The sequence below is a fragment of the Streptomyces sp. NPDC048211 genome (assembly GCF_043202315.1).
Taxonomy (GTDB): domain Bacteria; phylum Actinomycetota; class Actinomycetes; order Streptomycetales; family Streptomycetaceae; genus Streptomyces.
Window position 1 is genome coordinate 444,285 of the sequence record NZ_JBIDAD010000003.1, and the last position, 26,517, is coordinate 470,801.

The following is a 26,517-nucleotide window of genomic DNA, read 5'->3' on the forward strand; positions in this document are numbered from 1 at the left end:
TACCCAGGGGCCGTACGGCAGCGTCCGGAGCCCGCCGGGAACACAGCCGGGGCAGGCTCCGGGTCTTGAACGCGGGCGGCGGGGTACACGAGGAGCACGCCGGGCCGACACGGCTCCGGGACACGACCCGAAAGGGATGGTGAGAGTGGAACACAGCGACCTGCGGACCGAGAACCGACAGGAGTGATGACCATGACGACCGTAGTGATCATCGTCGCGATCGTCCTCGTCGCGGCCTGCGCACTGGCCTTCCTCCACACACGGCGGACGGGCGGGCACGGCATCCGACGCCGCTTCGGCCCCGAGTACGACCGGACCGTCGAACGCCACCACGGCGACGCGAAGGCCGCCGAACGCGAGCTGCACGAGCGGCTGAAGCGGCACCGCTCCCTGCACGAGCGTCCGCTGACGCCCGAGGCACGCGCACAGTACGCGGACCGCTGGACACGGATCGAAGGCAGCTTCGTCGACGCCCCCCGGGAGGCGGTCGCCGAGGCGGACGCCCTCCTGGCCGAGCTGGCCCGCGACCTGGGCTTTCCCGACGGCAAGGACTTCGGGGAGCAGAGTGCCGCGCTCTCCGTTCACCACGCCGAGCACGTCAACGGCTATCACCGGGTGCACGCCGCCAAACGCGGCGACGGCGACACGGAAGACATGCGGGAGGCGATGCTGGAGGCCCGCGGCCTGTTCGACGTGCTCGTCTCGAACGGCACGGACCGGCCGGTACGCCGGCACCCGCACCACGCGGAAGGGAGTGGCACGGCATGACACACGACACCGGATCCACACCTCGTATCCCCACCGAGGTCCCCGAAGTGGCGAAGAAGCCCCGGGCGGCCTCCGACCGCGCGACGGACGAGCGCACAACGGACACCCGCGCGGTGGACGCCGGTCCCGCGGCCACCGGAGCAACAGGTACCGCGCGCAAGCCGGATGACCCGCGGACCGGGCAGCCGCGCATGAAGGCCCCTGCCGCGGCCGCTCTCCCCGGTGACGGCATACCGCCGAAGCCGGCGGCCGGCCCCGCCGGCACGCCGTCCACCGAGGCGAGCGCACCCGGCGCCACGCACTCCCTCTTCCCGGACGGTGGCCACGACCGGCACTCCGAGCGCCTTCAGCACGCGGTGAGCGAGTTCGTCGAGAGCCCCCGCCGCGCCGTCGAGGAGGCGGAGAGCACGTTCGACAGCGTGGTCGACGAGCTCACGGACGCGCTCAGGGAGTACCGGCACACGCTCGGCACGGCCGGACGGGACGCCGGTCCCGGCACGCGGACCGAGGAGTTGCGGGTCACCCTGCAGCACTACCGGGACCTCACCGAACGGCTGCTGAACGTGTGAGGCACGCCGCCGCCCCCCGCGGTCCGGCAACGGGGCGACCGGACACCTCACGCGCGGCTTCGCCCTTCGCCTCCCGTACAGGTACGCCTTCTGCCGCCGGTGCGACGCGCCGGCGGCAGAAGGCATGTTCCCGGTCCGCAACGCGCGGACGGCAGAAGGCGTGTCGCGTTCTTTGAACGCCATGCCGGGCTCAGGTCACCGGGCGGTCACCACGAGCTCGCCGCGCAGCCTCCGCAACGCGGCTTCGGGCAGGCGCAGGCCCTCGCGCGCGTAACCGTCGAGCCCTCCCCAGCGCTCGTCCATGGCGTCCAGCGCCGTGTCCAGGTACTTGGGCCGCACCTCGATGATCGCGGAGGCGATCTCCGGGTCCCCGCCCGCGTCGAGGTAGTTCTGCACGGACGGCCGGAAGGCGACCCGCATCACCGGGTTCACCGCGAGGAACTCCGCCCGGACGTCATCCCGCGAGGCGCCGAGCAGGAGCAGCAGCAGCGCCGCCGCCCAGCCCGCACGGTCCTTGCCCGTCGTGCAGTGGAAGAGCACGGGACGCGCGGCGTCGTCGGCGGCCGTCTCCAGGAAGGCGCGGTAGGCCGCCGCCGCCCGCGGCGAGAGCACCACCTGACGGTACGTCTCCGCGAACATCTCCTCGGCCTTCCCGCCGCCGAGCAGCCGCTCGGTCTCGACCGGATCGGCGAGCAGCGAACGCAGCCGGGCCGGCGCCACACCCGGATCGTCCCCGAGCACGTCGGCGACGAACAGCCGGGCCCCGGACGGCAGACGGTCGGGAGCCGATGCCCGCTCGTCCGCGGTCCGCAGGTCGACGACGGTACGGATCCCGAGCCCGGCCACCGCCGCGTCCTGCGCCGGATCGAGCCCGCTGAGCTGGCCGGAACGCAGCACGGCGCCCGCGCGCATCTGCCGGCCTGCTCCCAGAGCGATGCCGCCCAGATCCCTCAGGTTGAGAACAGAGGCTGCCGGGACGGCCCTGGCGGTTTCCACGATGAACTTCCTCTTTTCCCGACACGGATCCGAAATTGATTTCGGCCTGGCCGGATCAAAAGTCGCATGACGCCGGGAAATCGACAAAGGTAAAACGCCGATGATCATCAATCGGTCTGCCGGCCGGACCGGAAGCCGGAACACTGGGCCGTGCGGGGCCTTCCGGCCCGGCGCGCCGCGCATCCGCTCAGGGACGGAAAGCGAACGGAACATCCAGCGCGGCGGCCCATGGGCACAGACGCGGGGGCGCAGGCGAACTGCTGCGCGATACGGAATACAGCTTCGCGCCACCGCGCGTGTGCGCCGCTTGGCGCGACGGGCTGAACGAGCCCCTGCCATCGATTCCGTTTTGATCCGGGCCGACCGCCGCCCCGCGAAGAATCACCGCGAAGCCAATCGCCGCCCCGCGAAGATTCATTCCGCCAGAAGCCTTGTCTTCTGCGCCTCGAACTCGGCATCGGTCAGGATGCCCTGCTTCTTCAGCTCGGCCAGGCGTTCCAGCCGGCTGATCAGATCATCGGCGGGCGGCTCGGCGGCCTGCGGCTGGGCGGCCTGTTGTTGAGCTGCCCGTTGCTGGTCGGCCTGTTGCTGCGCGGCCTGCATCTGCATCTGCTGGCGCATCTGCTCCTCGGCCATCCGTTCGGAGTCGTCCTCGGCGAACTTCGCCTGCTGGCGCCGCTGGACACGCCCGCTGACCGCCGAGGCGGTTCCCGCGACGACGGCCGTGCGGGCCGCCGCCCCGAGCAGGCCGGGCCCTCGACGGTTCATTCCGGGTCCTCGAAAGATCGGCATGTCATACGCCTTTCGGTGGGATGCGTGGTCAGCGTGTGGAGGCTGCGGCGGACAGGGCGGCTTCCGCGACGTCGGCGGGGATCCGTTCATGGGCGACGAGCTGACCGCCCGAGGCACGGACCGCCTCGGTGAGCGGCAGCGCCCAGAGGTCCTCCCACACGATCAGCGCCGCGGAGCTGCCCGGCGGCACGCTCTCGCCCAGGGCCCGGATGTCGTCGCCGTTCAGCAGGCCGGTGACCTCACCCTCGACCGGCTCGAAGGAGACGAGGTCGTCCGGGTCGAGAGCGTCCAGCTCGATGATCTCGATCGCGCCGTCCTCGTCCCGGTGCACGAAGGTCAGGTCGATGATGCGCACCGCCTTCGACGCGACCACCTCGGCCAGCGCCGGTGCGATGGCACCGGTGAACCGGCTGCCGGGAAAGGCGACGACGAGGTACTCCACAGGTCCCACAGCCACGGGCGTGTCCTCTCCGGAAGGATGAATTGCCAGCAGCATAACTTCGGACATATATCGCCGCACCGCGACAAATCCCCACCCCCAGAGGATGCGACACGCGGCGCCGGTCGGCGCGTCGGAGCGTTCGGGGGTGTCCACCCGCCGGCACCCCGGCGGTGGCGCGGCAACCCGGCTACGCGACCGTACGTAAAGGATCAAGCGCGCTGGGAGAGGGCAAGGTCACAGGCCGAGCCTCTGCTGCCCCTCGGAGACCTGCCCTAGCATCTGGGCATGACGGTCCTGCCTGCCGACGGGCTTTCGTTGGCCGCCGAATTCCCTGATCCCGCCCACGAGCAGTGGCAGAGCCTTGTCGAAGGCGTGCTGCGCAAGTCGGGCAAGGACGTTTCGGGTTCGGCCGCCGAGAAAGCACTGTCCACCACGGTGGAGGACGGGCTCATCACCCGCCCCCTCTACACCTCGCGCGACGACGCGCCCGATGCCGGCCTCCCGGGCTTCGCCCCCTTCACCCGCGGCAGCACACCGCAGGGCAGTACGGCGGGCGGCTGGGGTGTACGGCAGCGGCACGCCACGACGGATCCCGCCCGGCTCAACGAGGCCGTGCTCGGGGACCTGGAGAACGGCGCCACCTCGCTGTGGCTGACCGTGGGGGGCGCCGGCGGCGTGCCTGTCTCCGGTCTGGCGCGGGCACTGGAGGGCGTCCATCTCGATCTGGCTCCTCTCGCGCTCGATGCAGGCGACGAACTCGACGCCGCGGCAACGGAGTTGCTCAGGCTCCACGCCGAGCGAGGCGTACCGGCTGACGCCGTGCGCGGCAGCCTCGGGGCCGACCCGCTGGGGCGGGCCGCCCGCACCGGCGGCGAGGCGGATCTGACCTCCGCCGTCCACTGGGCGAAACACTGCGCGGCCGGGTTCCCCGGACTGCGGGCGGTGACCGTGGACGCGCTTCCGTACCACGAGGCAGGCGGCTCGGCCGCCCAGGAGCTGGGCAGTTCGCTGGCCACGGGTGTCGCCTACCTGCGGGCGCTGACCGAGGCCGGCCTCGGCGTCGAGGAGGCCTGCGCCCAGTTGGAGTTCCGGTACGCGGCCACCGCCGACCAGTTCCTGACGATCGCCAAGCTGCGAGCCGCGCGCCGGCTGTGGGCGCGGGTCGCCGAGGTGTGCGGGTCGCCGGAGGCCGGGGCGCAGCGCCAGCACGCGGTGACCTCACCGGTGATGATGACCCGGCGCGATCCGTGGGTGAACATGCTGCGGACCACGCTGGCCTGTCTGGGCGCCGGCGTCGGCGGTGCGGACACCGTGACCGTGCTGCCCTTCGACCACGCGCTGGGCCTGCCGGACGCGTTCGCCCGGCGCATCGCGCGCAACACGTCGACGATCCTGCTGGAGGAGTCGCACCTGGCCCGGGTCATCGACCCGGCGGGCGGCTCCTGGTACGTGGAGCGGCTGACCGACGAACTCGCGGACGCCGCCTGGGCGTTCTTCCAGGAGATCGAGCGGGCCGGAGGTCAGGCCGCGGCGCTCGGCTCCGGCCTGGTCGCGGAGCGCATCGCGGCCACCTGGGCAGCTCGTAGCAAGGATCTGGCGCGGCGCAAGGAGCCGATCACCGGCGTCAGCGAGTTCCCGCAGCTCGCGGAGCGCACGGTGGAGCGCGAGCCGTTGCCGCCGGTCACGGCGGAGGGCGGCCTTCCCGTGGTCCGTCGCGACGAGGCCTTCGAGGAGCTCCGCGCCCGTTCGGACGCCCATCTGGCGGCGACCGGTGCCCGGCCGCGGGTGTTCCTCGCCGCGCTCGGCCCCGCCTCGGCACACACCGCTCGCGCCTCGTTCGCCGCGAACCTGTTCCAGGCGGGCGGCATCGAACCCGTCCACGAGCCGGTCCAGGTGGACGCCTCGTCGGCCGCCGCAGCCCTCGCAGCCGCCGGGACGGACGTGGTGTGCCTGTGCTCCAGCGACGCCCTTTACGCCGAACAGGCCGCCGATGTCGCCGAGGCGCTCGTCGCGGCCGGGGCGCAGCGGATGTACCTGGCCGGACGGCCCGGTGCGTACGCGGGTGTCGACGAGTACGTCTTCGCCGGCTGTGACGTGGTGTCCGTGCTCTCTTCCGTTCTCGACCGTATGGGTGTGGCGTAATGCGGATCCCCGACTTCTCCGACATCGAGCTCGGCCCGGGCGGCGGCGCCGAGGTGACCGAGGACCAGTGGCGTGCCGCGGTCAAGGAGTCCTCCGGGACCTCCGACGGCGACCTTCTGTGGGAGACCCCGGAGGGCATCGCGGTCAAGCCGCTGTACACCGGGCAGGACCTGGAGGGGATCGACTTCCTCTCCACGTACCCCGGGGTGGCGCCGTATCTGCGGGGCCCGTACCCGACGATGTACGTGAACCAGCCCTGGACGATCCGGCAGTACGCGGGTTTCTCCACGGCCGAGGAGTCCAACGCCTTCTACCGCCGCAATCTGGCGGCCGGGCAGAAGGGCCTCTCGGTCGCGTTCGACCTGCCGACCCACCGCGGCTACGACAGCGATCACCCCCGGGTGACCGGTGACGTCGGCATGGCCGGTGTCGCGATCGACTCGATCTACGACATGCGCCAGCTCTTCGACGGCATCCCGCTGGACAGGATGTCGGTGTCGATGACGATGAACGGCGCGGTCCTGCCGGTGCTGGCCCTGTACATCGTGGCCGCCGAGGAGCAGGGCGTAGCGCCTTCGATGCTGGCCGGGACCATTCAGAACGACATTCTGAAGGAGTTCATGGTCCGCAACACCTACATCTATCCGCCGAAGCCCTCGATGCGGATCATCTCCGACATCTTCTCGTACACCTCGCAGAAGATGCCGCGCTACAACTCGATCTCCATCTCCGGCTACCACATCCAGGAGGCGGGAGCCACCGCCGACCTGGAACTCGCCTACACCCTGGCGGACGGCGTGGAGTACCTGCGCGCCGGGCGGGACGCCGGACTGGACGTCGACGCGTTCGCCCCGCGGCTGTCGTTCTTCTGGGCGATCGGCATGAACTTCTTCATGGAGGTCGCCAAGCTCCGGGCGGCCCGGCTGCTGTGGGCCAAGCTCGTCAAGGAGTTCGAGCCGAAGAATCCCAAGTCCCTTTCACTGCGCACCCATTCGCAGACCTCGGGGTGGTCGCTGACCGCGCAGGACGTGTTCAACAACGTCACCCGCACCTGTGTGGAGGCGATGGCCGCGACCCAGGGCCACACCCAGTCCCTGCACACCAACGCCCTCGACGAAGCACTCGCCCTGCCCACCGACTTCTCCGCCCGCATCGCCCGCAACACCCAGCTCCTGCTCCAGCAGGAGTCCGGCACGGGACGGGTCATCGACCCCTGGGGCGGCAGCGCCTACGTGGAGAAGCTGACCTACGACCTGGCCCGCCGCGCCTGGCAGCACATCGAGGAGGTCGAGGCCGCCGGCGGCATGGCCAAGGCCATCGACGCCGGCATCCCCAAGCTCCGCATCGAGGAGGCCGCGGCCCGCACCCAGGCCCGCATCGACTCCGGCCGCCAGCCCGTCATCGGCGTCAACAAGTACCGCGTCGCCACCGACGAGAAGATCGACGTCCTCAAGGTCGACAACTCCTCCGTGCGCACCCAGCAGCTCGACAAGCTGCGCCGGCTGCGCGAGGAGCGTGACGAGCAGGCCTGCCAGGACGCGCTGCGCGCACTGACCGCAGCGGCCGGGCGGGAGCCGGGGCCCGGTCTTGAGGGCAATCTGCTGGCGCTGGCCGTCGACGCGGCGCGGGCGATGGCGACCGTGGGCGAGATCTCGGACGCCCTGGAGAAGGTCTACGGCCGGCACGCGGGCCAGATCCGTACGATCTCCGGTGTGTACCGCAACGAGGCAGGGGAGTCGCCGTCCGTGGACCGCACCCGCGACCTGGTCGACGCGTTCGAGGAGGCCGAGGGACGCCGGCCGCGCATCCTGGTCGCCAAGATGGGCCAGGACGGCCACGACCGCGGCCAGAAGGTCATCGCGACGGCCTTCGCCGACCTGGGCTTCGACGTGGACGTCGGCCCGCTGTTCCAGACGCCGGGCGAGGTCGCCCGGCAGGCGGTCGAGGCGGACGTGCACATCGTGGGCGTCTCCTCCCTGGCCGCCGGCCACCTCACGCTCGTACCGGCGCTGCGTGAGGAGCTCGCGGCCGAGGGCCGTGAGGACATCATGATCGTGGTGGGCGGGGTGATCCCGCCGCAGGACGTGCCCACCCTCCTGGACATGGGGGCGGCAGCCGTGTTCCCCCCGGGCACCGTGATCCCGGACGCGGCCCACGATCTGGTCACACGACTCGGCGCCTCACTCGGCCACGAGCTGTGAGCCGCTGACCCGATGGCTCCGAAGATCGATCTCGACAGCTATGTGAAGGGGGTACTCGACGGGAAGCGGGCGCACATCGCGCGCGCCATCACCCTCGTCGAGTCCACCCGGCCCGATCACCGGGCACTGGCACAGCAGTTGCTGCGCGAGCTGCTGCCGCATTCGGGCCGGGCCCGGCGCATCGGTATCAGCGGCGTGCCCGGCGTCGGCAAGTCCACGTTCATCGACGCCCTCGGCACGATGCTCACCGGGCTCGGGCACCGGGTCGCCGTGCTCGCCGTGGACCCGTCGTCCAGCCGGACGGGCGGCTCCATCCTCGGCGACAAGACCAGGATGGAGCGGCTCGCCGTCGACCCGGCGGCCTTCGTACGCCCCTCCCCCACCGCAGGCACGCTGGGCGGGGTGGCGAAGGCCACCCGGGAGTCCGTCGTGGTGATGGAGGCGGCGGGCTACGACGTGGTGCTGGTGGAGACGGTCGGCGTCGGCCAGTCGGAGACCGCTGTCGCCAATATGGTGGACACGTTCCTGCTGCTGACGCTGGCCCGTACCGGTGACCAGCTCCAGGGCATCAAGAAGGGTGTGCTGGAGCTGGCGGACGCCATCGCGGTGAACAAGGCCGACGGCCCGCACGAGCGCGACGCCCGCTCCGCGGCACGCGAACTGGCGGGCGCGCTGAGGCTGATGCACCCGGTGGACGCGGCGTGGACCCCACCGGTGCTGACGTGCAGCGCCCGGGAGTCCAGCGGCCTGGACACGTTGTGGGAGCGGCTGGAACAGCACCGGGCCCTGCTCGAATCGACGGGCCGCCTCGCGGCCAAGCGGAGTGAGCAGCAGGTCGACTGGACCTGGACGATGGTGCGGGACGACCTGCTGGACAGCCTGCGCGGCCACCCGGGCGTGCGTGCGCTCGCGCCGGAGCTCGAACTGCGCGTGCGGGAGGGCTCGTTGCCCGCCACGCTGGCCGCCGAGCAGATCCTGGAGGTGTTCCGGGGCCGCGGACGGGCGGCCCCTGACGGTGACTAGGGCGTGTTTTGAAAGTCCCGTCCGGCTCGCGACGCCTGGCACGGCACCTCGCCGCGTTGTCGGGATCGCCCGAGTACGTCCGGTACGCGGGCGACCCTCCGCCTTGTGGCTCACCGCACCGGACGCCGCGAGCCCCGTCCTCCGGGCGGACGACGCTACTTCCACCACACGCCCTAGAGGTCGAGCTGGTACTCGACCGAGCGGTGCGTCGCCTCGTATCCGAACGCGTCGTTGATCCGCCGCATGTACGTGTTGCTGTCGGCGGTGTCCGCGAGCAGCCCGCCCAATGCGGGGTGGCGCTCGCGGGCCCGCAGGATCGACGCGGCCTTCATCAAGCGCGCGAGGCCGTGGCCCCGGTGCTCGGGCAGTACGCCCGTTCCGTAGTGCTGGCCGTCGCCCTGCCCGTCGCCCGGCACGACGAGTTCGGTGAAGCCCGCGATCGTCCCGTCGCTCTCGTCGACGGCGGCCACGGTGTGAAGGTGGTCGCCGCGGTCCTCGACCGCCCGCGCCACGGCCCTCACCCGGTCGACGTCCCACACGACGGTTCCGTAGTCGGTGTCGTCCATGGGCATGTCGTCCATGGCGCGGCGCGACGCGGCGAACGTCTGCGCCAGCGGAGCGGGCACGGTGCCGTCCCAGGACTCCAGCCGGTAGCCCGGATGCGGTTCCCGGGTGATGGCGGTCAGGGCCGCGCCGTCCACCGCATCCAGCGACAGCCGGGCGTAGGTGAGGGTGAGGACCTTGCGCAGCCCTCTGGCCCGCAGGAACCCGTCTCCCGGGGTCCCGGCCTCGGTCTGCGCGACGACGGAGCGCCGGCCGTGCTCCCGGGCCCCCCGGACCGCCGCGTCGAGCAGCTGCGAGCCGGTGCCCTTGCGGCGTTCCGCCGGGTGCACGTGGAGTTCCAGTTCGGCGAGGTGATCCTGTCCCTCCCGGGTGAAGACCCGCAGGAACGCCGATCCGACGGGTGACCCCGTCTCGTCGGACGCCAGCCACGCCAGGCGGTAGTCGTCAGCGCCACGGTCGGGATCGGTCAGGGCGGTGAGATGTATCGGCAAGGTGACTCCGGAGTCGGGGGAACGGCCGGAAGTACGAAACCACCCCCTGCTCCCCCACCGCAATGGGTTACCCGCACCACATCGGCCACCGCTGCCCGGCGGGCGTGCTACATTGCAATCGGTACATGTGCATACCTCTCCTTCAGGTTCCGGTACCGATTCACCTTCACCACGCTGATGCGCCCGTCCTTTCCGACCGGCGATCCAGCTTCATCGCATTGCTTTCCCAGTCCGGCACGGGTTTCTCCCACCGGCCTTTCCTGCCCGTCGTCCGGGGCGTGAGATCTCCGCCCCCGTCTCAGCCGGGCCCCTTCATTCGCATGTCCGCGAAAGGACCACCCGCATGACCACCACACTCGAACACCCCGTCACCACCACCGCCCGGCCCGCGGCCGCCACGGCCGCCGCCGGCATCCTCGACATCACGCAGCAGGGGCACGGCTCCCTGCGCTCCGCCGGCGGACATCCCGCCCCCGGGGACGTACAGGTCCCCGCGGCACTCATCCGCACGTACGGTCTGCGCAAGGGCGATGTGGTCGAGGGCGCCTGCGAGCGGCCCCGTGCCCTGAACGCCGTCGCACGCGTCAACGGCCTGCCTCCGCAGTCGCTGCGCGGACGCCCGCACTTCCGCGACCTCACCCCGCTCCACCCCCGGCAGCGACTGCGCCTGGAGACACCGTCCGGCAGCCCCTCGACGCGCATCGTCGATCTGGTCGCCCCGATCGGCAAGGGACAGCGCGGGCTGATCGTCGCACCCCCCAGGACCGGCAAGACCGTCCTCCTCCAGCAGATCGCGGCGGCCGTCGCCGAGAACCACCCCGATTCCCATCTGATGGTGGTGCTCCTCGACGAACGCCCTGAGGAGGTCACCGACATGCGCCGCTCGGTGCGCGGCGAGGTCTACGCCTCGACCTTCGACCGGCCCGCCAAGGAGCACATCGCCCTCGCGGAACTCGCCCTCGAACGCGCCAAGCGGCTCGTCGAGCAGGGCCGGGACGTGGTCATCCTGCTGGACTCGCTCACCCGCCTCTGCCGGGCCCACAACAACGCGGCGGGCCAAGGCGGACGCACCCTCAGCGGCGGCGTGGACGCCGCCGCGCTGACCGGTCCCAAGAGGCTCTTCGGCGCCGCGCGCCTCACCGAGGAGGCCGGCTCCCTGACCATTCTGGCCACGGCCCTCGTCGACACCGGCTCCCGGGCCGACGAGTACTTCTTCGAGGAGCTGAAGGGCACCGGCAACATGGAACTCCGGCTCGACCGCTCACTGGCCGAGAAGCGCATCCACCCGGCGGTGAACATCGCCGCTTCCGGCACCCGTCGCGATGAACTCCTCGTATCTGCAGAGGAGTTGACCGCCGTACGAGGACTGCGCCGGGCGCTGCACTCCAGGGACGCGCAGGCGTCCCTGGAGGCGCTGCTCGACCGGATCCGGCGCACCGAGGACAACGCAGCCTTCCTGCGCCTGATCCGCACCACCGTGCCGTCCGCCTGACGGACCCGGGTACCGGATCACTTCATCCGGGCGTTCAGGGACGCGGTGTGTTCACGGACCTGCTCCGGGGTGAGGTAGCTGTCCGTGTACTCGAAGTCCCGCAGTGTCGCGGGCTTGCGGGACTGGAATCCCGTCCGGACGAAGTCGTCGCCCGCCGCGGCGTTGATCAGCCAGTTGGTCATGACGCGGGCCTTGGCCACGTTGGTCCGCAGCGCCGACCAGTGGTAGCCGCGGGCCACGGCCTGAGCCGTGATGCCGTGCATCTCGATGCCGAGCGGCTTGGAGACCGCGTCCCTGCCTCCGAGGTCCACCACGAGCCCGAGATCCTTGTGGACGTACGGCCGCAGCGGCTGATGGCGGAGCGTCGCCAGCAGGTTGTCGGCGAGCCTGCGGCCCTGACGCATCGCGTGCTGGGCCGTCGGCGGGCAGACCGCTCCGTCGCCCTTGACCAGGTCCGGCACGGCCGCCACGTCGCCCAGCGCGAACACGCCGTCGTATCCGGGCAGGGTCATCTCGGGTGTCACCGCCAGCCTGCCGCGCACCGTCTCCGCGTCGAACGTGGTGACGAGCGGGCTCGCGGTGACACCGGCCGTCCAGATCAGCGTGCGGCAGGGCAGCACGCGGCCGTCGGTGAACGTCACCTTGTCGGGCCCCGCCTCGGCGACGGAGACACCCAGCGACACCTCGATGCCGCGGTCGCGCAGGACCTTCAGCGCGCTCTCGCCGAGCTTGTCGCCCAGCTCGGGCATCAGTTTCGGGGCGATGTCGATCAGATGCCACTTGATCAGCTTCGGGTCGAGCCGTGGATAGTGCCTCACCGCGTTACTGGTGAGGCGTTGCAGGCAAGCCGCCGTCTCGGTTCCCGCGTACCCGCCGCCGACCACCACGAACTGCAGCCGGGAGGCGCGCTCCTCCTCGTCGTTGCTGGCGTCCGCGAGGTCGAGTTGCGCGATCACGTGGTCGCGTACGTACGCCGCCTCGGCCAGCGTCTTCATTCCGCGGGCGTTGTCGAGCAGCCCGGGGATGTCGAAGGTACGGGTCACGCTGCCCGGGCCGAGCACGACGTAGTCGTACGGCTCGTAGACCACCTCGTCAGTGATCTTGCGGATGACGCAGACCTTCGCCTTGGGGTCCAGTCCGATGGCTCCGCCGGGGATGATGCGCGTACGGTGCCGGCTGCTCCGTCGCAGTGACACGGCGACGGACTGCGGGGTGAGGACACCGGAGGCGACCTGCGGCAGCAGGGGCAGGTAGAGCTGGTACGAGAACGGTGCGACGAGCGCGATGTCCGCTTCGCCCGGACGGAGCCCGCGCTCCAGACGGCGTACGCACTCGACCCCGGCAAATCCGGCTCCGACAACGAGAATCCTGGGTCGTGCCACAGTGTTCGTCCCTTCTCGGGGGCTGCACGGTCGACCGTTCGCCTGCCCCGTCACACGCGCCCGTCACCTCTCATCTTTACGAGACGGGCGCGAGTCCGCCTGCTGGGACGGCAGAACGGACGACCCCGGCGGGCTATCTGGCCAGGTACGCCATGGCCGTGCAGGCCCCTCCCGCCACGCCCGCGCAGATCACCGCGGCGGCGACGCACCGGGTCCTGAGCCGGTGATAGCGCTCGCTGTACTCACCGCGCAGTTCGGCGGCACGGACCGAGACGCGGACGAGCATCGCCCGCGAGGCGGCGGCCCGGTCGGCCGTGTAGACCCGCTCCACGTCCTCGCGCTGGGCCGTCGTCAGCCACGGAAGCGCGTCGGTGAAGCGGCGGGCGCGCCGTCGTGCCTCCTCGATCTCGGCGTTCCACAGCAGATAGCCCTCCATCTGGGCCAGGCCGCGGGCGCTGTCCTTCTCGGGATCGGGACCCATGCGTCTCTCCTCTTCCCCGGCGGTCCTGCTCACGCCTGCCTGTCCCCCGGCGCCACCGTCTCGGAGAGGTCCCCTCGGTTCGCGGCCTCGTCGAGCTCGCGTACCGAGGGGTGGTGCAGGTCGAACGCCGGGGATTCGGAACGGATCCGGGGCAGCGTGTGGAAGTTGTGCCGGGGCGGCGGGCAGGAGGTCGCCCACTCCAGCGAACGGCCGTAGCCCCACGGGTCGTCGACCTCGATCTTCTTGCCGTACTTGGCGGTCTTCCAGACGTTGTAGAGGAAGGGCAGCATCGACAGGCCGAGCAGGAACGAGGAGATCGTCGAGATCGTGTTCAGCGCGGTGAAACCGTCGCTGGCGAGGTAGTCCGCGTAACGACGGGGCATCCCCTCTGCGCCCAGCCAGTGCTGCACCAGGAACGTGCCGTGGAACCCGACGAACAGGGTCCAGAAGGTGATCTTGCCGAGCCGCTCGTCCAGCATCTTCCCGGTGAACTTCGGCCACCAGAAGTGGAATCCGGCGAACATCGCGAACACCACGGTGCCGAAGACGACGTAGTGGAAGTGCGCGACCACGAAGTACGAGTCAGAGACGTGGAAGTCCATCGGCGGCGAGGCCAGGATGACTCCGGTCAGACCGCCGAAGAGGAACGTCACGAGGAAGCCGATCGACCAGAGCATCGGTGTCTCGAACGACAGCGAGCCCTTCCACATCGTGCCGATCCAGTTGAAGAACTTCACCCCGGTGGGCACCGCGATGAGGAACGTCATGAAGGAGAAGAACGGCAGGAGCACGCCGCCGGTGACATACATGTGGTGCGCCCACACGGTCGCGGACAGTCCGGCGATGGAGATCGTCGCGGCCACCAGGCCGATGTAGCCGAAGATCGGCTTGCGGCTGAAGACGGGGATGATCTCGCTGACGATCCCGAAGAACGGGAGCGCGATGATGTACACCTCCGGATGGCCGAAGAACCAGAAGAGGTGCTGCCAGAGCAGCGCGCCGCCGTTGGACGCGTCGAAGACATGCGCACCGAACTTCCGGTCGGCCTCCAGCGCCAGGAGCGCCGCCGCGAGCACCGGGAAGGCCAGCAGGACCAGCACACCGGTCAGCAGGACGTTCCAGACGAAGATCGGCATGCGGAACATCGTCATACCGGGGGCGCGCATGCAGATGATCGTGGTGATGAAGTTGACCGAGCCGAGGATCGTGCCGAAGCCGGAGAAGGCCAGGCCCATGATCCACATGTCCGAGCCGACCCCGGGCGAGCGGACCGCGTCCGTCAGCGGGGAGTAGGCGAACCAGCCGAAGTCGGCCGCGCCGTTCGGGGTGAGGAAACCGGCCACCACGAGGAGCGAGCCGAAGAGGTACAGCCAGTACGCGAACATGTTCAGCCGCGGGAACGCCACATCGGGCGCGCCGATCTGCAACGGCATGATCCAGTTGGTGAATCCGGCGAACAGCGGCGTCGCGAACATCAGCAGCATGATCGTGCCGTGGATCGTGAACGCCTGGTTGAACTGCTCGTTCGACACGAGCTGCGTGCCCGGACGGGCCAGCTCGGCGCGCATGACGAGTGCGAGCAGGCCGCCGATGAGGAAGAACGCGAACGAGGTGACCAGGTACAGCGAGCCGATCGTCTTGTGGTCGGTGGTGGTCAGCCACGTGACGACGACGTTCCCCGGCTCCTTGCTGCGCACCGGAAGCTCGTTGGCGTACGACTCCTCTTCGTCCGTCGGCTCTGCTGTGCCCGTCGTCGTCACTGGGACGCTCCTTCGGTTGTCTTCCGCGGGTGGACTGCGCACCCGGTGTGGCGCCGCTCCAGCGGGTCGGCCGAACGGCCCTCCCCGCGCGTCGCGCATGTTTCCGGTTGCAGCAAACCAGCCACGGGCCCGCCGAGGGCGGCCCGGCGCCCGCCACGGCGCCACTTTCACTCGTCAGGGCGTCCCCCGGTCCCTCGGCGGCCGGGCCAACTGGGCCGCGCGGGAACGGTGCTGAAAACAGCTCCGCCCCGGCTCGACGGAGAGTCGGCCGGGGCGGAACGGTCACAGGGCGTACGGGCGGGGCAGAGGCGCGGAGCCCCCGCCCCGTCCGCCCTGCTCACCTCAGGCGAGGCTCGCGATCGCCTGGTTGAACGTCGCCGACGGGCGCATGACGGCCGCGGCCTTGGCCGGGTCGGGCTGGTAGTAGCCGCCGATGTCGGCCGGCTTGCCCTGGACCGCGACCAGTTCGCCCACGATGGTCTGCTCCTGCTCGGCCAGCGTCTTGGCGAGCGGGGCGAACGCCGCGGCGAGCTCGCTGTCGGCGGTCTGCTGCGCCAGCTCCTGGGCCCAGTACAGGGACAGGTAGAAGTGGCTGCCGCGGTTGTCGATGCCGCCGAGCTTGCGGCTCGGGGACTTGTCCTCGTTGAGGAACGTGGCGGTCGCACGGTCCAGCGTGTCGGCGAGGACCTGGGCGCGCGCGTTGTCCGTGGTCTGCGCGAGGTGCTCGAAGCTGACCGCGAGGGCGAGGAACTCGCCCAGGCTGTCCCAGCGGAGGTAGTCCTCCTTGACGAGCTGCTGGACGTGCTTGGGCGCGGAACCGCCGGCGCCCGTCTCGAACAGACCGCCACCGTTCATCAGCGGCACGACGGAGAGCATCTTCGCGCTGGTGCCGAGTTCCAGGATCGGGAACAGGTCGGTGAGGTAGTCACGCAGCACGTTGCCGGTCACCGAGATGGTGTCCTCACCGCGGCGGATGCGCTCCAGCGAGAAGGCGGTGGCCTTCTCCGGGGTCAGGATCTCGATCTGGAGACCGTCGGTGTCGTGGTCCGCCAGGTAGGTCTTGACCTTGGCGATGAGCTGCGCGTCGTGGGCGCGGGTCTCGTCGAGCCAGAACACGGCCGGGTTGCCGGTCGCGCGGGCGCGGGTGACGGCGAGCTTGACCCAGTCCTGGATCGGCAGGTCCTTGGTCTGGCACATCCGGAAGATGTCACCGGCGCCGACGGTCTGCTCCAGCACGGCGTTGCCGGCGGCGTCGACGACGCGCACGGTGCCCGTGGCGGGGATCTCGAAGGTCTTGTCGTGGCTGCCGTACTCCTCGGCCTTCTGCGCCATCAGGCCGACGTTGGGCACCGAGCCCATGGTCGAGGGGTCGAAGGCGCCGTGCGCACGGCAGTCGTCGATCACGACCTGGTAGACACCCGCGTAGCTGCTGTCCGGCAGGACGGCGATGGTGTCGGCCTCCTGGCCGTCCGGACTCCACATGTGGCCCGAGGTGCGGATCATGGCCGGCATGGAGGCGTCGACGATGACGTCGCTGGGGACGTGCAGGTTGGTGATGCCCTTGTCGGAGTCGACCATCGCCAGGGCGGGGCCCTCGGCGAGCTCGGCCTCGAAGGACGCCTTGATCTCGGCGCCGACGTGAGGCACCGAGTCGAGGCCCTTGAGGATCCCGCCGAGGCCGTCGTTCGGGGTCAGGCCCGCTGCGGCGAGGACGTCACCGTACTTGGCGAAGGTGTTCGGGAAGAAGGCGCGGACCACGTGGCCGAAGATGATCGGGTCGGAGACCTTCATCATCGTGGCCTTGAGGTGCACGGAGAAGAGCACGTCCTCGGACTTGGCCCGGGCGATCTGCGCGGTGAAGAACTCACGCAGTGCGGCGACGCGCATGACGGCCGCGTCCACGACCTCGCCGGCGAGCACCGGTACGGACTCGCGCAGCACCGTGGTGGTGCCGTCGTCGCCCACCAGCTCGATGCGCAGCGAGCCGGGCTCGGCGATCACGGCGGACTTCTCGGTCGAACGGAAGTCGTCGACGCCCATGGTGGCGACGTTCGTCTTCGAGTCGGCCGTCCAGGCACCCATGCGGTGCGGGTGGGTCTTGGCGTAGTTCTTGACCGACGCGGGAGCACGGCGGTCGGAGTTGCCCTCACGCAGGACGGGGTTGACCGCGCTGCCCTTGACCTTGTCGTAGCGCGCGCGGACGTCCTTGTCCTCATCGCTCTGCGGGTCGTCCGGGTAGTCCGGAAGCGCGTAGCCCTGCTCCTGGAGCTCGGCGATCGCGGCCTTCAGCTGCGGGATCGAGGCCGAGATGTTCGGCAGCTTGATGATGTTCGCACCGGGAGTGGTGGCCAGCGCGCCCAGCTCGGCGAGAGCGTCGTCGATGCGCTGGTTCTCCTGGAGGCGATCGGGGAAACTGGCGATGATCCGGCCCGCCAGGGAGATGTCACGGCTCTCCACGGTGACCCCGGCCTTCGAGGCATAGGCCTCGACCACGGGCAGGAACGAATACGTCGCCAGGGCCGGGGCCTCGTCGGTGTGTGTATAGATGATGGTCGAGTCAGTCACCCTGTGCTCCGCTCCACGTCTGCAACATTGCTTGACATCAAGATATCTCGTGATCGCCCGTGTCTCGACAGGGCCCTGCCCCACACGATTTTGCGATGTCCTCGTCGGCCTGACAGCGTGCGGCAGCATGAGCACCGACAGCGAGCACGAGACGGCGGACGCGGCACTGGCGCAGGCGGTGCGCCTGCGCGAGGAGAGGACCCCCCGGGCGCACGAGGAGCTGGTGAGCCTGGCGGCGCGCCGTCCGCACGATGCCGCCATCGCCTATCAGACCGCCTGGTCGCACGATTCCCTCGGGCTGGAGGCGCAGGCTGTGCCGTTCTACGAGCGCGCGCTGAACGGCACGGGGCTTGCGGCCCGGGACCGCCACGGGGCCTTCCTCGGGCTCGGCAGCACGCTGCGGGTGCTGGGCCGCTACGAGGAGGCGCGCGAGGTGCTCGGCCGGGGGCTGGGCGAGTTCGCCCAGGATTCCGCCCTGCGGACGTTCCTGGCCATGACGCTGTACAACCTCGGAGAGTCCCGCGAAGCCGTACGGACCCTGCTCCTGGTGACGGCGGCCACCAGCGAGGATCCGCAGGTCCGGGCGTACCGTCCGGCGATCGAGTACTACGCCGATCGCCTGGACGAGACGGAGTAGGGCCGGTCAGGGCCGGTGCGACGGGGGAACCCTTTCCCCCGCCGGCACGGGACCGGGCGGGGTGCCGTCGCCGAACGGCCGGCCGCCGAGCCGCTCGCGGTGGTGCGGGGCCAGGAACCCCGACAGGTCGGGTCCGACGGGCACGATGCCGGTGGGGTTGATGCCGGTGTGGACACGGTAGTAGTGCTGCTTGATGTGGTGGAAGTCGACGGTGTCCCCGAATCCGGGGGTCTGGTAGAGGTCCCTGGTGTACGCCCACAGGACCGGGTCCTCGGCCAGTTTCGTACGGTTGCACTTGAAGTGGCCGTGGTAGACGGCGTCGAAGCGCACCAGGGTGGTGAAGAGGCGGACGTCGGCCTCGGTGATCGTGTCGCCGACGAGGTAGCGCCGGTCCGTCAGCCGGTCCGACACCTGGTCCAGGCGTCGGAAGAGTGCCTCGTAGGCGCTCTCGTAGGTGCTCTGACCGTCCGCGAACCCGGCCCGGTACACGCCGTTGTTGACGTCGCGGTAGATCCCGTCCATCACCGAGTCGATCTCCTCGCGCAACGGTTCCGGGTAAAGGTCGGGCGCCCCGGGGCGGTGCAGCGCGGTCCATTCGGTGGCGAGGTCCAGGGTGATCTGCTGGTAGTCGTTGGTGACGAGCCTGCCGCTGGGGACGTCGACGATCGCGGGGACGCTGACGCCGCCGGGGTAGCCGCGCTCCCTGGCGTCGTACGCGTCGCTCAGATAGCGGATGCCGAGTACCGGGTCCCGGCCGTCCGGGTCCAGGGTGAAGCGCCAGCTGCGGTCGTCCTGCAGGGGGTCGGCGACGGCGAGCGAGAGGGCGCTCTCCAGGCCCAGCAGCCTGCGGGAGACCAGGGCGCGGCTCGCCCAGGGGCAGGCGCGGCTGACGACGAGGCGGTAGCGGCCTGCTTCGACGGGCCAGCCGTCCCGGCCGTCGGCGGTGATGCGGTCGGCGAAATGGCTGCGGGACCGTTTGAAGGGTTTGTGTCCGTAGGCGCTGTTGCCGTCCTGCGCGGCGCCGTCGGGGTCGTTCATCGCGTCTCCTTAGGGCCCGCCGGGGAGGGTGCGGACTGCTGTGTACGGCTTCTGCCCCGCCGGGCCCCGCCCACGTCGGCCAGCGCCACGACGAGTCCCGCGAGCACGAAGGCGACGGAGACGATGAGCCCGTGGTCGTAGGCGGTGGACCATGCGGCGGAACCCACCTGGGCGAAGAACACCGAGCCGACGGCGGCGATCCCGATCGCGGAGCCGACACGCTGGCCGGTCTGCAGGGTGCCGCCGGCGCTCCCCGCGGTGGCCACGGGCACCTGCGACAGCGTCAGGGTCTGGTTGGGTGCGATGACCAGGCCGCTGCCCAGTCCGGCCAGCAGCAGCGGGGCGGCCATCGCCCATCCCGCTCCCCTGCCGGGCACCAGGTGGACGGCGAGCGCGGTGGCCGCGAGGCCCACCGCGACGGTGGCCATGCCCACGACGACGAGGGGGCGACCGTACCGGCCGACCATCCTGCCGCCGGGGCCTGCGGCGACGGCCGAGCCCAGCGCGAACGGGGTGATCGCCAGGCCCGCCTGCAAGGCGGTGTAGTGCAGACCGCTCTGCAGATAGAGCGTGGTGATGAAGAAGATGGAGGTGAATCCGGCGAAGTACAGCAGGATCAGCAGGCAGCCCAGCCAGTAGGAGCGGACCCGGAAGAGCCTGAGGTCGACGACCGGCTGCGTGCCACGGCGTCCGCACCGGGATTCCCAGGCGACGAACGCGGCGAGCAGCACGGCGGCGACCAGCAGGAGCAGCCACTTCCCGTTCCCGGGCCACTGATGGGCCTGGACGAACGGAAGCAACAGGGCCAGCACTCCCGCGCCCAGCAGCAGGATCCCGAGGGGGTCGAGGTCCCGCAGCCGCACCGGACCCGCGGAGGGGGTGTCCGGCAGCAGCCGGCGCGCCAGCAGAAGGCAGACGAGCCCGAGTGGCAGGTTGACGTAGAACACCCAGCGCCAGCCCTCCTCGGCCCCGGCCGCCTGGATGAGCAGTCCGCCCAGCAGCGGGCCGACGGCGGTGGAGATGCCGACCACCGTGCCGAACATGCCGAACGCCCGGCCCCGCTCCCGCCCCGAGAACATCTGCTGGATGAGGGCGGAGATCTGCGGCGAGACCAGACCGCCGGCCAGCCCCTGGACCAGTCGGGCGATCACCAGCCAGGTGCTGGACTGGGCGGCGCCGCAGGCCGCGGACGACAGGGTGAAGAGCACCAGCCCGGTCATGAAGACCTCACGACGCCCCCGGGCGTCACCGAGGCGTCCGGCGGGGATCAGGAAGAGACCGAAGGCGAGCGAGTATCCCGAGAGCACCCACTGCAGATCGGACTCCGGTGTGTTCAGCCCTTCGCGGATGGACGGCAGGGCTACGTTGACGATCGACACGTCCAGCAGGGTCATGAAGCCCGCGACCAGGCAGACCGCGAGCGCCTGCCACCGCCGGGGGTCGGGGGTGTCCGGCCCGGCACCGGGGCCCGTATCCCGCCCCGCAGAACCCCGGTACCCCGCGCTCTCTGCCATGGCTCGCACCCTAGGCCGCACGCCCCGATTCCTCATCCCGGCAGGGCCACCCGGCCCACCGGCCGGGTGACGGCTTCGCATCTGCCAGGTTTCATGGTCAATATTCTTGCATTTGCAAACTTTTCTGCCTTAGGATGCGGTACATGCAGTCCTACACCATCGGGCAGGCCGCACGCCTGCTGGGCGTCAGCCCGGACACCGCACGCCGCTGGGCGGATGCCGGCCGCGTCGCCACGCATCGCGAGGAGAGCGGCCGCCGCCTCATCGACGGCCGCGACCTGGCCGCGTTCTCCGTCGAGGTCGCGCAGAGCGGCACCGGCGAGGAGGAAGCGTCCTACACCTCGGCGCGCAACGCCTTTCCGGGCATCGTCACCGCGGTCAAGCTCGGGGACGTGGCAGCGCAGGTGGAGATCCAGGCAGGCCCCCACCGGCTCGTGTCACTGCTGACCCGGGAGGCCGTGGAGGAGCTTGGGCTGGAGGTCGGCATGACGGCGACCGCCCGCGTGAAGTCGACCAGCGTGCACATCGACCGCACCTGAGGAAAGACGACCACCCTCCCCCGCGAGGTACGGCCCGGGACGCTCCACGGGGCCGCGCCGGGTGGTCACCACGGACGCCGCACGGGCGGCACCCTGCGCCTCAGGCCGGTGCGGGTCCCGTGGAGTCCCGGACGACCAGCTGCGTGGCCAGCTCCACGTGCGCGGTGTCCACCGCGTGTCCGTCCAGCAGCCGCATCAACAGGGACACCGCCATCCGCCCCATCTCCTGCACCGGCTGACGGACCGTCGTGAGCCGGGGCACGGTACTGCGGCCCAGGTCGGTGTCGTCGAAGCCGGTGATCGACAGGTCCTCCGGCACCCGTAGCCCGCGTTCGTAGGCCGCCCGCAGCGCGCCGACCGCCGCCTTGTCGTTGAACGCGACCAGCGCGGTCGGGCGTTCGGGCAGACCGAGCAGTTCGCGCGCCGCCGCGTACCCCCAGTCGGCGGTCGGCTCGATACTGCGCAGCAGCGCCGGGTCATGCAGCACACCGACGTCGGCCAGCGCCGAGCGGTGGCCCGCGAGCCGCGCCTGGCAGGCCAGCCATTCGGACGGACCCCCGATGACTCCGATCCGCCGGTGCCCGAAACCGGCCAGATGCGCCGTCACCTCCCTGGCGCCCGCCAGGTGCGCAGCCGAGACCGAGGCGATGTCACGGGGCGGCGGCGTCCGCGGGTCCACCACGACGAACGGCAGTCCCTGCCCCCGCAGCGCCTCCAGTTCCGGACCGGGTTCGGGCGGCAGGATCAGCAGGGCGCCGCCGACGGCCGGGTCCGCCGCCAGTCCGGGCAGCACGGAGCGTTCCCGGGCGGCGTCGCCCGCACTGAGCACCAGTCGCCTGCCGTGTACGTCCAGGGCCTCGGCGATCGAGGAGACGATCACCCCGAAGTAGTCGGTGAGCACGTAGGGGCAGCGCACGAAGACCGCGCCCTCCGCGCTGCCGCGCCGCGCGGGCGGCGAGGCCCCCAGCCGTTCCGCGGCCGTACGGACGCGCTCCTGCGTGCCGGGCGCCACCCGGGCCTGCCCGCTCATCACGCGCGACACGGTCGCGATCGACACGCCCGCCTCGGCCGCGATCATCCGCACCGTCACCTGGGACCCCACCGGCCTAGCCACGTGTTACACAATCCCGTTTCATACGCGCAGACTACCGCGCCTCCGTAACCGCCGAAGCGGAGTATTGACAAGCGCGCGGGGCGGGGCTTTCCTGTGAGCGCCGCGTTCCACAGTTGTTACATTCCGTTTCATGGATGGTGGATTCCGGCGCCGCCGCACGCCAACCGTCAGCGAGGAGAACCATCATGAGACGCGCCCTCGGCGCGTCGGCCGTCATGGCCGCCGCACTCTGTCTGACCTGTCTGCCGGCCACCGCGTCGCCGGCCCCCGCCTCGCCGCCGCACACCGCCGCGCAGGCACAGGTGTGGGTGACCTCGGCCGACGGTGCCGAGCACCTGCAGAAGCGGACGCCGGTCGCCTTCCACGCCGGCGGGTCCGACCGGACCACGATCACCGTCGACCCGACGCAGGGCTACCAGCGGATGGACGGTTTCGGCGGCGCGCTCACCGACTCCTCGGCCGCGGTGCTGAGCCGGCTGCCGGCCGAGGACCGGGACGCCGCCATGCGGCGGCTCTTCGATCCGGAGCAGGGCATCGGCGTGAGCTTCCTGCGCCAGCCGGTCGGCTCCTCCGACTTCACCGCCTCGCCCGAGCACTACACGTACGACGACATGCCCGCCGGGCAGAGCGACTTCGCGCTCCGGCACTTCAGCATCGCCCACGACGAGCAGCAGATCCTGCCTCTGCTCCGCCAGGCCAGGAAGCTCAATCCGCAGCTGACCGTGATGGCCACGCCATGGAGCCCTCCTGCGTGGATGAAGGACAACGGTTCGCTGGTGGGAGGCCACCTCAAGGACGATCCGGCCGTCTACCGGGCGTACGCCCGGTACCTGGTGAAGTTCGTGCAGGCGTACGCCGAGGCGGGCGTACCCATCGACTACCTGACCGTGCAGAACGAACCGCAGAACCGCGCCCCCAGCGCCTATCCCGGCACCGACATGCCCGTCCGGCAGGAGGCGCGGATCATCGAGGAGCTCGGCCCGCTGCTGCACCGGGCCGGCCTGCGCACCAAGATCCTCGCGTACGACCACAACTGGAGCACCCACCCGGACGACATCGCCACGGCCGAACGGCTCGGCGAGGCCCCGGAGACCGACTACCCGTACCAGCTGCTGGACGGCCCCGCCGCCAAGTGGATCGCGGGTACCGCCTATCACTGCTACTCCGGCGATCCCAGCGCGCAGACCGCTCTGCACGACGCCCATCCGGACAAGGGCATCTGGTTCACCGAGTGCTCGGGCTCGCACGGCGCCGCCGACACGCCCGCCCAGTTCTTCCGTTCCACGCTCACCTGGCACGCCCGCACGATCACGGTCGGTACCACCCGCAACTGGGCCAGGTCGGTCGCCGACTGGAATCTCGTCCTGGAGGCCGACGGCGGTCCGCACAACGGCGGCTGCGACACCTGCACCGCACTGCTCACCGTGCAGAGCGACGGCACCGTGACACCCAACGCCGAGCTGTTCACCATCGGCCATCTGTCGAAGTTCGTGAAGCCCGGTGCCACCCGCATCGCCAGCACCAACTACGGCACCACCGGCTGGAACGGACAGCTGACCGACGTCGCCTTCCGTAATCCCGACGGCTCCACCGCACTGGTCGTCCACAACGAGAACGACGCCCCGCGCTCCTTCACCGTGGCCGTCGGAGACCGGTCGTTCGACTACACCCTGCCGGGCGGAGCACTGGCTACGTTCACGTGGCCCACGTCCGCGACGCCGCGCGGCCTGCTGCACGCCGTGCCGCTGGACGACGCCACCGCCACGGCGCAGCCCGCCGGCGAGGGCCCCGCCCGGCTCATCTCCGACGCCGACGGGTCCACCCGCTGGAGCGCCGGTACGGCGCAGACCCCGGGGCAGTACGTGCAGCTCGACCTCGCCCGGCGCACCACGTTCCGCCGGGTCGCGATCGACAGCGGGGACAGCCTGGGCGACTACGCGCGCGGCTGGCAGCTCTCGGTCAGCGACGACGGCAGGCGCTGGCGCACCGTGGGCAGCGGTACGGGCACCGGCCAGCTCACCACCGTCGACCTGCCGCTTACCGGCGCCCGCTTCCTCCGCGTGACGCAGACGGGCAGCTCCGACAGCTGGTGGAGCCTCGCGGACGTGCGCCTGTACCGCTGATCCGACCCCTTCAGCTTCCGCAGCAGCCGCCGGCCGGGGACTCCCCCGCCTCCTCGGATGTGCCGGCCGGAACGACGGCGGCCAGGTGCAGCGGTACCGGAACGGGTGCCGCACAGCAGCCCCCGCCGTCGGCCCGGCCCGCGGCGGGGGCGTCGAAGAGCCCGGCACCACCGCAGACCCCGGTCTCGGGCAGGGTGAGTTCGACGCGGTCGGCGGCTTCGATGTCGCCGGCGAGGGCCGCGGTGACGGAGCGGACCTGCTCGTAGCCGGTCATCGCGAGGAAGGTCGGGGCGCGCCCGTAGGACTTCATGCCGACCAGGTAGAAGCCCTGTTCGGGGTGGGACAGCTCGCGGTGGCCGTGCGGGTAGACGGTGCCGCAGGAGTGCTGGTTCGGGTCGATGAGCGGGGCGAGCTCCACGGGTGCCTGAAGGCGCTCGTCCAGGGCCAGGCGAAGCTCCGACAGGAACGAGAGATCGGGGCGCAGCCCTGTCAGGACGACGATCTCGTCGACCGGGTCGAGGCGTCGGCCGTCCTCACCGATGAGGGTCAGGCGGTCATCTTCAGCGGCCTCGACGACTTCGGTGCGGAAGCCGGTGACGGCGTCGGCGTGTCCGTGGTCGACGGCGGCCCTGGCGGCCAGGCCCAGTGCGCCGCGGGCGGGAAGCTGGTCGGCGCTGCCGCCGCCGAAGGTGGAGCCACTGATGCCGCGGCGCAGGATCCACACGCAGTGGGTGCCCGGGGCGTCCTTCGCCAGGTCGGCGAGGGTGGCCAGGGCGGTGAACGCGGAGGCTCCGGAGCCGATGACGGCGGTGCGCCTTCCGGCGTACCGGGCACGGACGAGGGGGTCCTCGAGGTCGGGGATGCGGTAGGAGATGTGGGCGGAGGCGGCGCGTTCGCCCAGTGCGGCAAGTCCGTCGGCGCCGATCGGGCTGGGGGTGGACCAGGTACCGGACGCGTCGATCACGGCCCGGCCGAGGATCCGCCCCTCGGTGCCATCGGCGCCCGTGACGCGGATGGTAAAGGGCTGCTGCTCGCGGTCGGCGTCGACGATCCGGTCGCGGCCGAGGCGGGAGACGCCGGTGACGGTGGCACCGTAGTGGACCTTGTCGCCGAGGACGTCGGCGAGGGGCTGGAGGTACCGCTCGGCCCAGTCGCCGCCCGTGGGGTAGGTGTCCGCGTCGGGCCGAGTCCATCCGGTGGGCGCGAGAAGCTTCTCGGCGGCCGGGTCGGTCAGCTCGCTCCAGGTGGAGAACAGCCGCACGTGCGCCCAGCCACGGACCGCGGTGGCGGCGGTCGGGCCGGCTTCCAGGACCAGGGGCTCGATCCCGCGTTGGACCAGGTGGGCAGCGGCCGCGAGCCCGACGGGGCCGGCGCCGATGACGACGACCGGGTGGTCTGCAGGGGTGGTCATGGCGGTGATGTCCTCCGCGTTGGGCGGCCGTCGGCGACCGCTGTTTCGATCCTTGTCTATATTCGAAGCTTGCCACTCACATAGATGGGCGTCAACATAGACACATGTCGAATTCGAAGAGCGCGGAGCTGCCGGTCCTGGACGCCGGGACAGTCGTGCCGTGCTGCCCGCCGATCACCGCGGGAGAGCTGTCGCAGGACGACGCGGAAAGAATGGCCGCGATGTTCAAGGCGCTGTCCGACCCGGTGCGACTGCGCCTGTTCTCGAAGGTCGCGTCGCATGCGGGCGGTGAGGCGTGCGTGTGCGACATCTCCGATGTCGGCGTCTCCCAGCCGACCGTTTCGCATCATCTGAAGAAGCTGCGCGAGGCGGGGCTGCTGACCTCGGAGCGGCGTGGAACCTGGGTCTACTACCAGGTCGCGCCGTCCGTCGTCGCAGCCATGTCCGCCTTGCTCGACCTGCGAGCCTGACGG

At 70.8% G+C, this 26,517-nt stretch carries 22 protein-coding genes; 10 read left to right on the forward strand and 12 right to left on the reverse strand.

Annotation, left to right across the window (positions count from 1 at the left end; all coding sequences use genetic code 11):
- Positions 1-192 precede the first annotated feature (192 nt).
- Positions 193-768, forward strand: a complete 576-nt coding sequence (locus ACGFZA_RS14765) for a hypothetical protein (RefSeq protein ID WP_385282745.1) — start codon at positions 193-195, stop codon at positions 766-768.
- Positions 765-1,337, forward strand: coding sequence for a hypothetical protein (locus ACGFZA_RS14770; RefSeq protein ID WP_393679222.1), 573 nt, complete (start codon positions 765-767; stop codon positions 1,335-1,337). Before ACGFZA_RS14765 ends, ACGFZA_RS14770 begins: the two co-directional genes overlap by 4 nt.
- A 195-nt stretch (positions 1,338-1,532) precedes the next feature.
- Here ACGFZA_RS14770 and ACGFZA_RS14775 read toward each other — a convergent pair whose 3' ends face one another.
- From ACGFZA_RS14775 to ACGFZA_RS14785, 3 genes are all read right to left on the reverse strand, one after another.
- Positions 1,533-2,333, reverse strand: a complete 801-nt coding sequence (locus ACGFZA_RS14775; RefSeq protein WP_385282750.1) for a tyrosine-protein phosphatase — start codon at positions 2,331-2,333, stop codon at positions 1,533-1,535.
- Positions 2,334-2,747: 414 nt separating this feature from the next.
- Complete coding sequence (locus tag ACGFZA_RS14780; protein ID WP_385282753.1) at positions 2,748-3,101, reverse strand: SHOCT domain-containing protein; 354 nt, start codon at positions 3,099-3,101, stop codon at positions 2,748-2,750.
- A gap of 52 nt (positions 3,102-3,153) precedes the next feature.
- Positions 3,154-3,582 carry a DUF6325 family protein gene (locus ACGFZA_RS14785; protein ID WP_385282756.1) on the reverse strand — a complete coding sequence of 143 codons (429 nt, stop codon included), beginning with the start codon at positions 3,580-3,582 and terminating at the stop codon, positions 3,154-3,156.
- 270 nt (positions 3,583-3,852) lie between these two features.
- On the opposite strand from ACGFZA_RS14785, the gene mutA reads away from it, so the two are divergent.
- The 3 genes from mutA to meaB are packed head-to-tail and all read left to right on the forward strand — an operon-like array spanning position 3,853 to position 8,933.
- Positions 3,853-5,709, forward strand: coding sequence for a methylmalonyl-CoA mutase small subunit (mutA, locus tag ACGFZA_RS14790; protein ID WP_393679225.1), 1,857 nt, complete (start codon positions 3,853-3,855; stop codon positions 5,707-5,709).
- The gene (gene scpA, locus ACGFZA_RS14795; RefSeq protein ID WP_393679227.1) at positions 5,709-7,910 is read left to right on the forward strand and encodes a methylmalonyl-CoA mutase; all 2,202 of its coding nucleotides are present in this window, start codon (positions 5,709-5,711) and stop codon (positions 7,908-7,910) included. Before mutA ends, scpA begins: the two co-directional genes overlap by 1 nt.
- Positions 7,911-7,922: 12 nt before the next feature.
- A complete protein-coding gene (gene meaB, locus ACGFZA_RS14800) occupies positions 7,923-8,933 on the forward strand; it encodes a methylmalonyl Co-A mutase-associated GTPase MeaB (protein ID WP_385282764.1) in 1,011 nt (336 codons plus the stop codon).
- Positions 8,934-9,106: 173 nt separating this feature from the next.
- On the opposite strand, the gene ACGFZA_RS14805 is transcribed toward meaB, so the two are convergent.
- A complete protein-coding gene (locus tag ACGFZA_RS14805; protein ID WP_393679230.1) occupies positions 9,107-9,988 on the reverse strand; it encodes a GNAT family N-acetyltransferase in 882 nt (293 codons plus the stop codon).
- 343 nt (positions 9,989-10,331) lie between these two features.
- On the opposite strand from ACGFZA_RS14805, the gene rho reads away from it, so the two are divergent.
- A complete protein-coding gene (gene rho, locus ACGFZA_RS14810) occupies positions 10,332-11,480 on the forward strand; it encodes a transcription termination factor Rho (protein WP_393679233.1) in 1,149 nt (382 codons plus the stop codon).
- 17 nt (positions 11,481-11,497) lie between these two features.
- Here the strand turns inward: rho and ACGFZA_RS14815 are convergent, their stop codons facing one another.
- From ACGFZA_RS14815 to ACGFZA_RS14830, 4 genes are all read right to left on the reverse strand, one after another.
- Entirely contained in the window at positions 11,498-12,862 is a 1,365-nt protein-coding gene (locus tag ACGFZA_RS14815; RefSeq protein ID WP_393679235.1) for an NAD(P)/FAD-dependent oxidoreductase, read from the reverse strand.
- A 133-nt stretch (positions 12,863-12,995) separates the two neighbouring features.
- Positions 12,996-13,343, reverse strand: a complete 348-nt coding sequence (locus ACGFZA_RS14820; RefSeq protein ID WP_385282774.1) for a hypothetical protein — start codon at positions 13,341-13,343, stop codon at positions 12,996-12,998.
- 29 nt (positions 13,344-13,372) lie between these two features.
- Positions 13,373-15,202, reverse strand: a complete 1,830-nt coding sequence (ctaD, locus tag ACGFZA_RS14825; RefSeq protein WP_385282777.1) for a cytochrome c oxidase subunit I — start codon at positions 15,200-15,202, stop codon at positions 13,373-13,375.
- Between the two features lie 243 nt (positions 15,203-15,445).
- On the reverse strand, positions 15,446-17,668 hold the full coding sequence (locus ACGFZA_RS14830; RefSeq protein ID WP_393679238.1) for an NADP-dependent isocitrate dehydrogenase: 2,223 nt from the start codon (positions 17,666-17,668) through the stop codon (positions 15,446-15,448).
- Between the two features lie 127 nt (positions 17,669-17,795).
- Here ACGFZA_RS14830 and ACGFZA_RS14835 point away from each other — a divergent pair, with 127 nt between their 5' ends.
- Positions 17,796-18,305 (forward strand): tetratricopeptide repeat protein, encoded by a 510-nt coding sequence (locus tag ACGFZA_RS14835; RefSeq protein WP_385282782.1) that lies wholly within the window; start codon positions 17,796-17,798, stop codon positions 18,303-18,305.
- A 6-nt stretch (positions 18,306-18,311) separates the two neighbouring features.
- Here ACGFZA_RS14835 and ACGFZA_RS14840 read toward each other — a convergent pair whose 3' ends face one another.
- A complete protein-coding gene (locus tag ACGFZA_RS14840) occupies positions 18,312-19,343 on the reverse strand; it encodes a glutathione S-transferase family protein (RefSeq protein WP_385282785.1) in 1,032 nt (343 codons plus the stop codon).
- Positions 19,340-20,857 (reverse strand): MFS transporter, encoded by a 1,518-nt coding sequence (locus tag ACGFZA_RS14845; protein WP_393679240.1) that lies wholly within the window; start codon positions 20,855-20,857, stop codon positions 19,340-19,342. The genes ACGFZA_RS14840 and ACGFZA_RS14845 overlap by 4 nt, the downstream gene beginning before the upstream one ends.
- A 143-nt stretch (positions 20,858-21,000) precedes the next feature.
- Here ACGFZA_RS14845 and ACGFZA_RS14850 point away from each other — a divergent pair, with 143 nt between their 5' ends.
- Positions 21,001-21,396, forward strand: a complete 396-nt coding sequence (locus ACGFZA_RS14850; protein ID WP_385282791.1) for a molybdopterin-binding protein — start codon at positions 21,001-21,003, stop codon at positions 21,394-21,396.
- A 100-nt stretch (positions 21,397-21,496) separates the two neighbouring features.
- On the opposite strand, the gene ACGFZA_RS14855 is transcribed toward ACGFZA_RS14850, so the two are convergent.
- The gene (locus ACGFZA_RS14855; protein ID WP_385282794.1) at positions 21,497-22,510 is read right to left on the reverse strand and encodes a LacI family DNA-binding transcriptional regulator; all 1,014 of its coding nucleotides are present in this window, start codon (positions 22,508-22,510) and stop codon (positions 21,497-21,499) included.
- A 185-nt stretch (positions 22,511-22,695) separates the two neighbouring features.
- On the opposite strand from ACGFZA_RS14855, the gene ACGFZA_RS14860 reads away from it, so the two are divergent.
- The gene (locus ACGFZA_RS14860) at positions 22,696-24,633 is read left to right on the forward strand and encodes a discoidin domain-containing protein (protein WP_393679243.1); all 1,938 of its coding nucleotides are present in this window, start codon (positions 22,696-22,698) and stop codon (positions 24,631-24,633) included.
- A gap of 10 nt (positions 24,634-24,643) precedes the next feature.
- On the opposite strand, the gene ACGFZA_RS14865 is transcribed toward ACGFZA_RS14860, so the two are convergent.
- The gene (locus tag ACGFZA_RS14865) at positions 24,644-26,044 is read right to left on the reverse strand and encodes an NAD(P)-binding domain-containing protein (RefSeq protein WP_385282800.1); all 1,401 of its coding nucleotides are present in this window, start codon (positions 26,042-26,044) and stop codon (positions 24,644-24,646) included.
- 104 nt (positions 26,045-26,148) lie between these two features.
- Between ACGFZA_RS14865 and ACGFZA_RS14870 the strand changes: the two genes are divergently transcribed.
- Complete coding sequence (locus ACGFZA_RS14870; RefSeq protein ID WP_385282803.1) at positions 26,149-26,514, forward strand: ArsR/SmtB family transcription factor; 366 nt, start codon at positions 26,149-26,151, stop codon at positions 26,512-26,514.
- The last annotated feature ends 3 nt before the right edge of the window (positions 26,515-26,517 follow it).

Coding starts and splice junctions, on each gene's coding strand:
- ACGFZA_RS14840 (WP_385282785.1), bottom strand. CDS start 19,343: ATGAACGACCCCGACGGCGCCGCGCAGGACGGCAACAGCGCCTACGGA.
- rho (WP_393679233.1), top strand. CDS start 10,332: ATGACCACCACACTCGAACACCCCGTCACCACCACCGCCCGGCCCGCG.
- mutA (WP_393679225.1), top strand. CDS start 3,853: ATGACGGTCCTGCCTGCCGACGGGCTTTCGTTGGCCGCCGAATTCCCT.
- ACGFZA_RS14835 (WP_385282782.1), top strand. CDS start 17,796: ATGAGCACCGACAGCGAGCACGAGACGGCGGACGCGGCACTGGCGCAG.
- ACGFZA_RS14845 (WP_393679240.1), bottom strand. CDS start 20,857: ATGGCAGAGAGCGCGGGGTACCGGGGTTCTGCGGGGCGGGATACGGGC.
- meaB (WP_385282764.1), top strand. CDS start 7,923: ATGGCTCCGAAGATCGATCTCGACAGCTATGTGAAGGGGGTACTCGAC.
- ACGFZA_RS14770 (WP_393679222.1), top strand. CDS start 765: ATGACACACGACACCGGATCCACACCTCGTATCCCCACCGAGGTCCCC.
- ACGFZA_RS14860 (WP_393679243.1), top strand. CDS start 22,696: ATGAGACGCGCCCTCGGCGCGTCGGCCGTCATGGCCGCCGCACTCTGT.
- ACGFZA_RS14850 (WP_385282791.1), top strand. CDS start 21,001: ATGCAGTCCTACACCATCGGGCAGGCCGCACGCCTGCTGGGCGTCAGC.
- ACGFZA_RS14870 (WP_385282803.1), top strand. CDS start 26,149: ATGTCGAATTCGAAGAGCGCGGAGCTGCCGGTCCTGGACGCCGGGACA.
- ACGFZA_RS14765 (WP_385282745.1), top strand. CDS start 193: ATGACGACCGTAGTGATCATCGTCGCGATCGTCCTCGTCGCGGCCTGC.
- ACGFZA_RS14780 (WP_385282753.1), bottom strand. CDS start 3,101: ATGAACCGTCGAGGGCCCGGCCTGCTCGGGGCGGCGGCCCGCACGGCC.
- scpA (WP_393679227.1), top strand. CDS start 5,709: ATGCGGATCCCCGACTTCTCCGACATCGAGCTCGGCCCGGGCGGCGGC.
- ctaD (WP_385282777.1), bottom strand. CDS start 15,202: ATGCGCGACGCGCGGGGAGGGCCGTTCGGCCGACCCGCTGGAGCGGCG.
- ACGFZA_RS14865 (WP_385282800.1), bottom strand. CDS start 26,044: ATGACCACCCCTGCAGACCACCCGGTCGTCGTCATCGGCGCCGGCCCC.
- ACGFZA_RS14820 (WP_385282774.1), bottom strand. CDS start 13,343: ATGGGTCCCGATCCCGAGAAGGACAGCGCCCGCGGCCTGGCCCAGATG.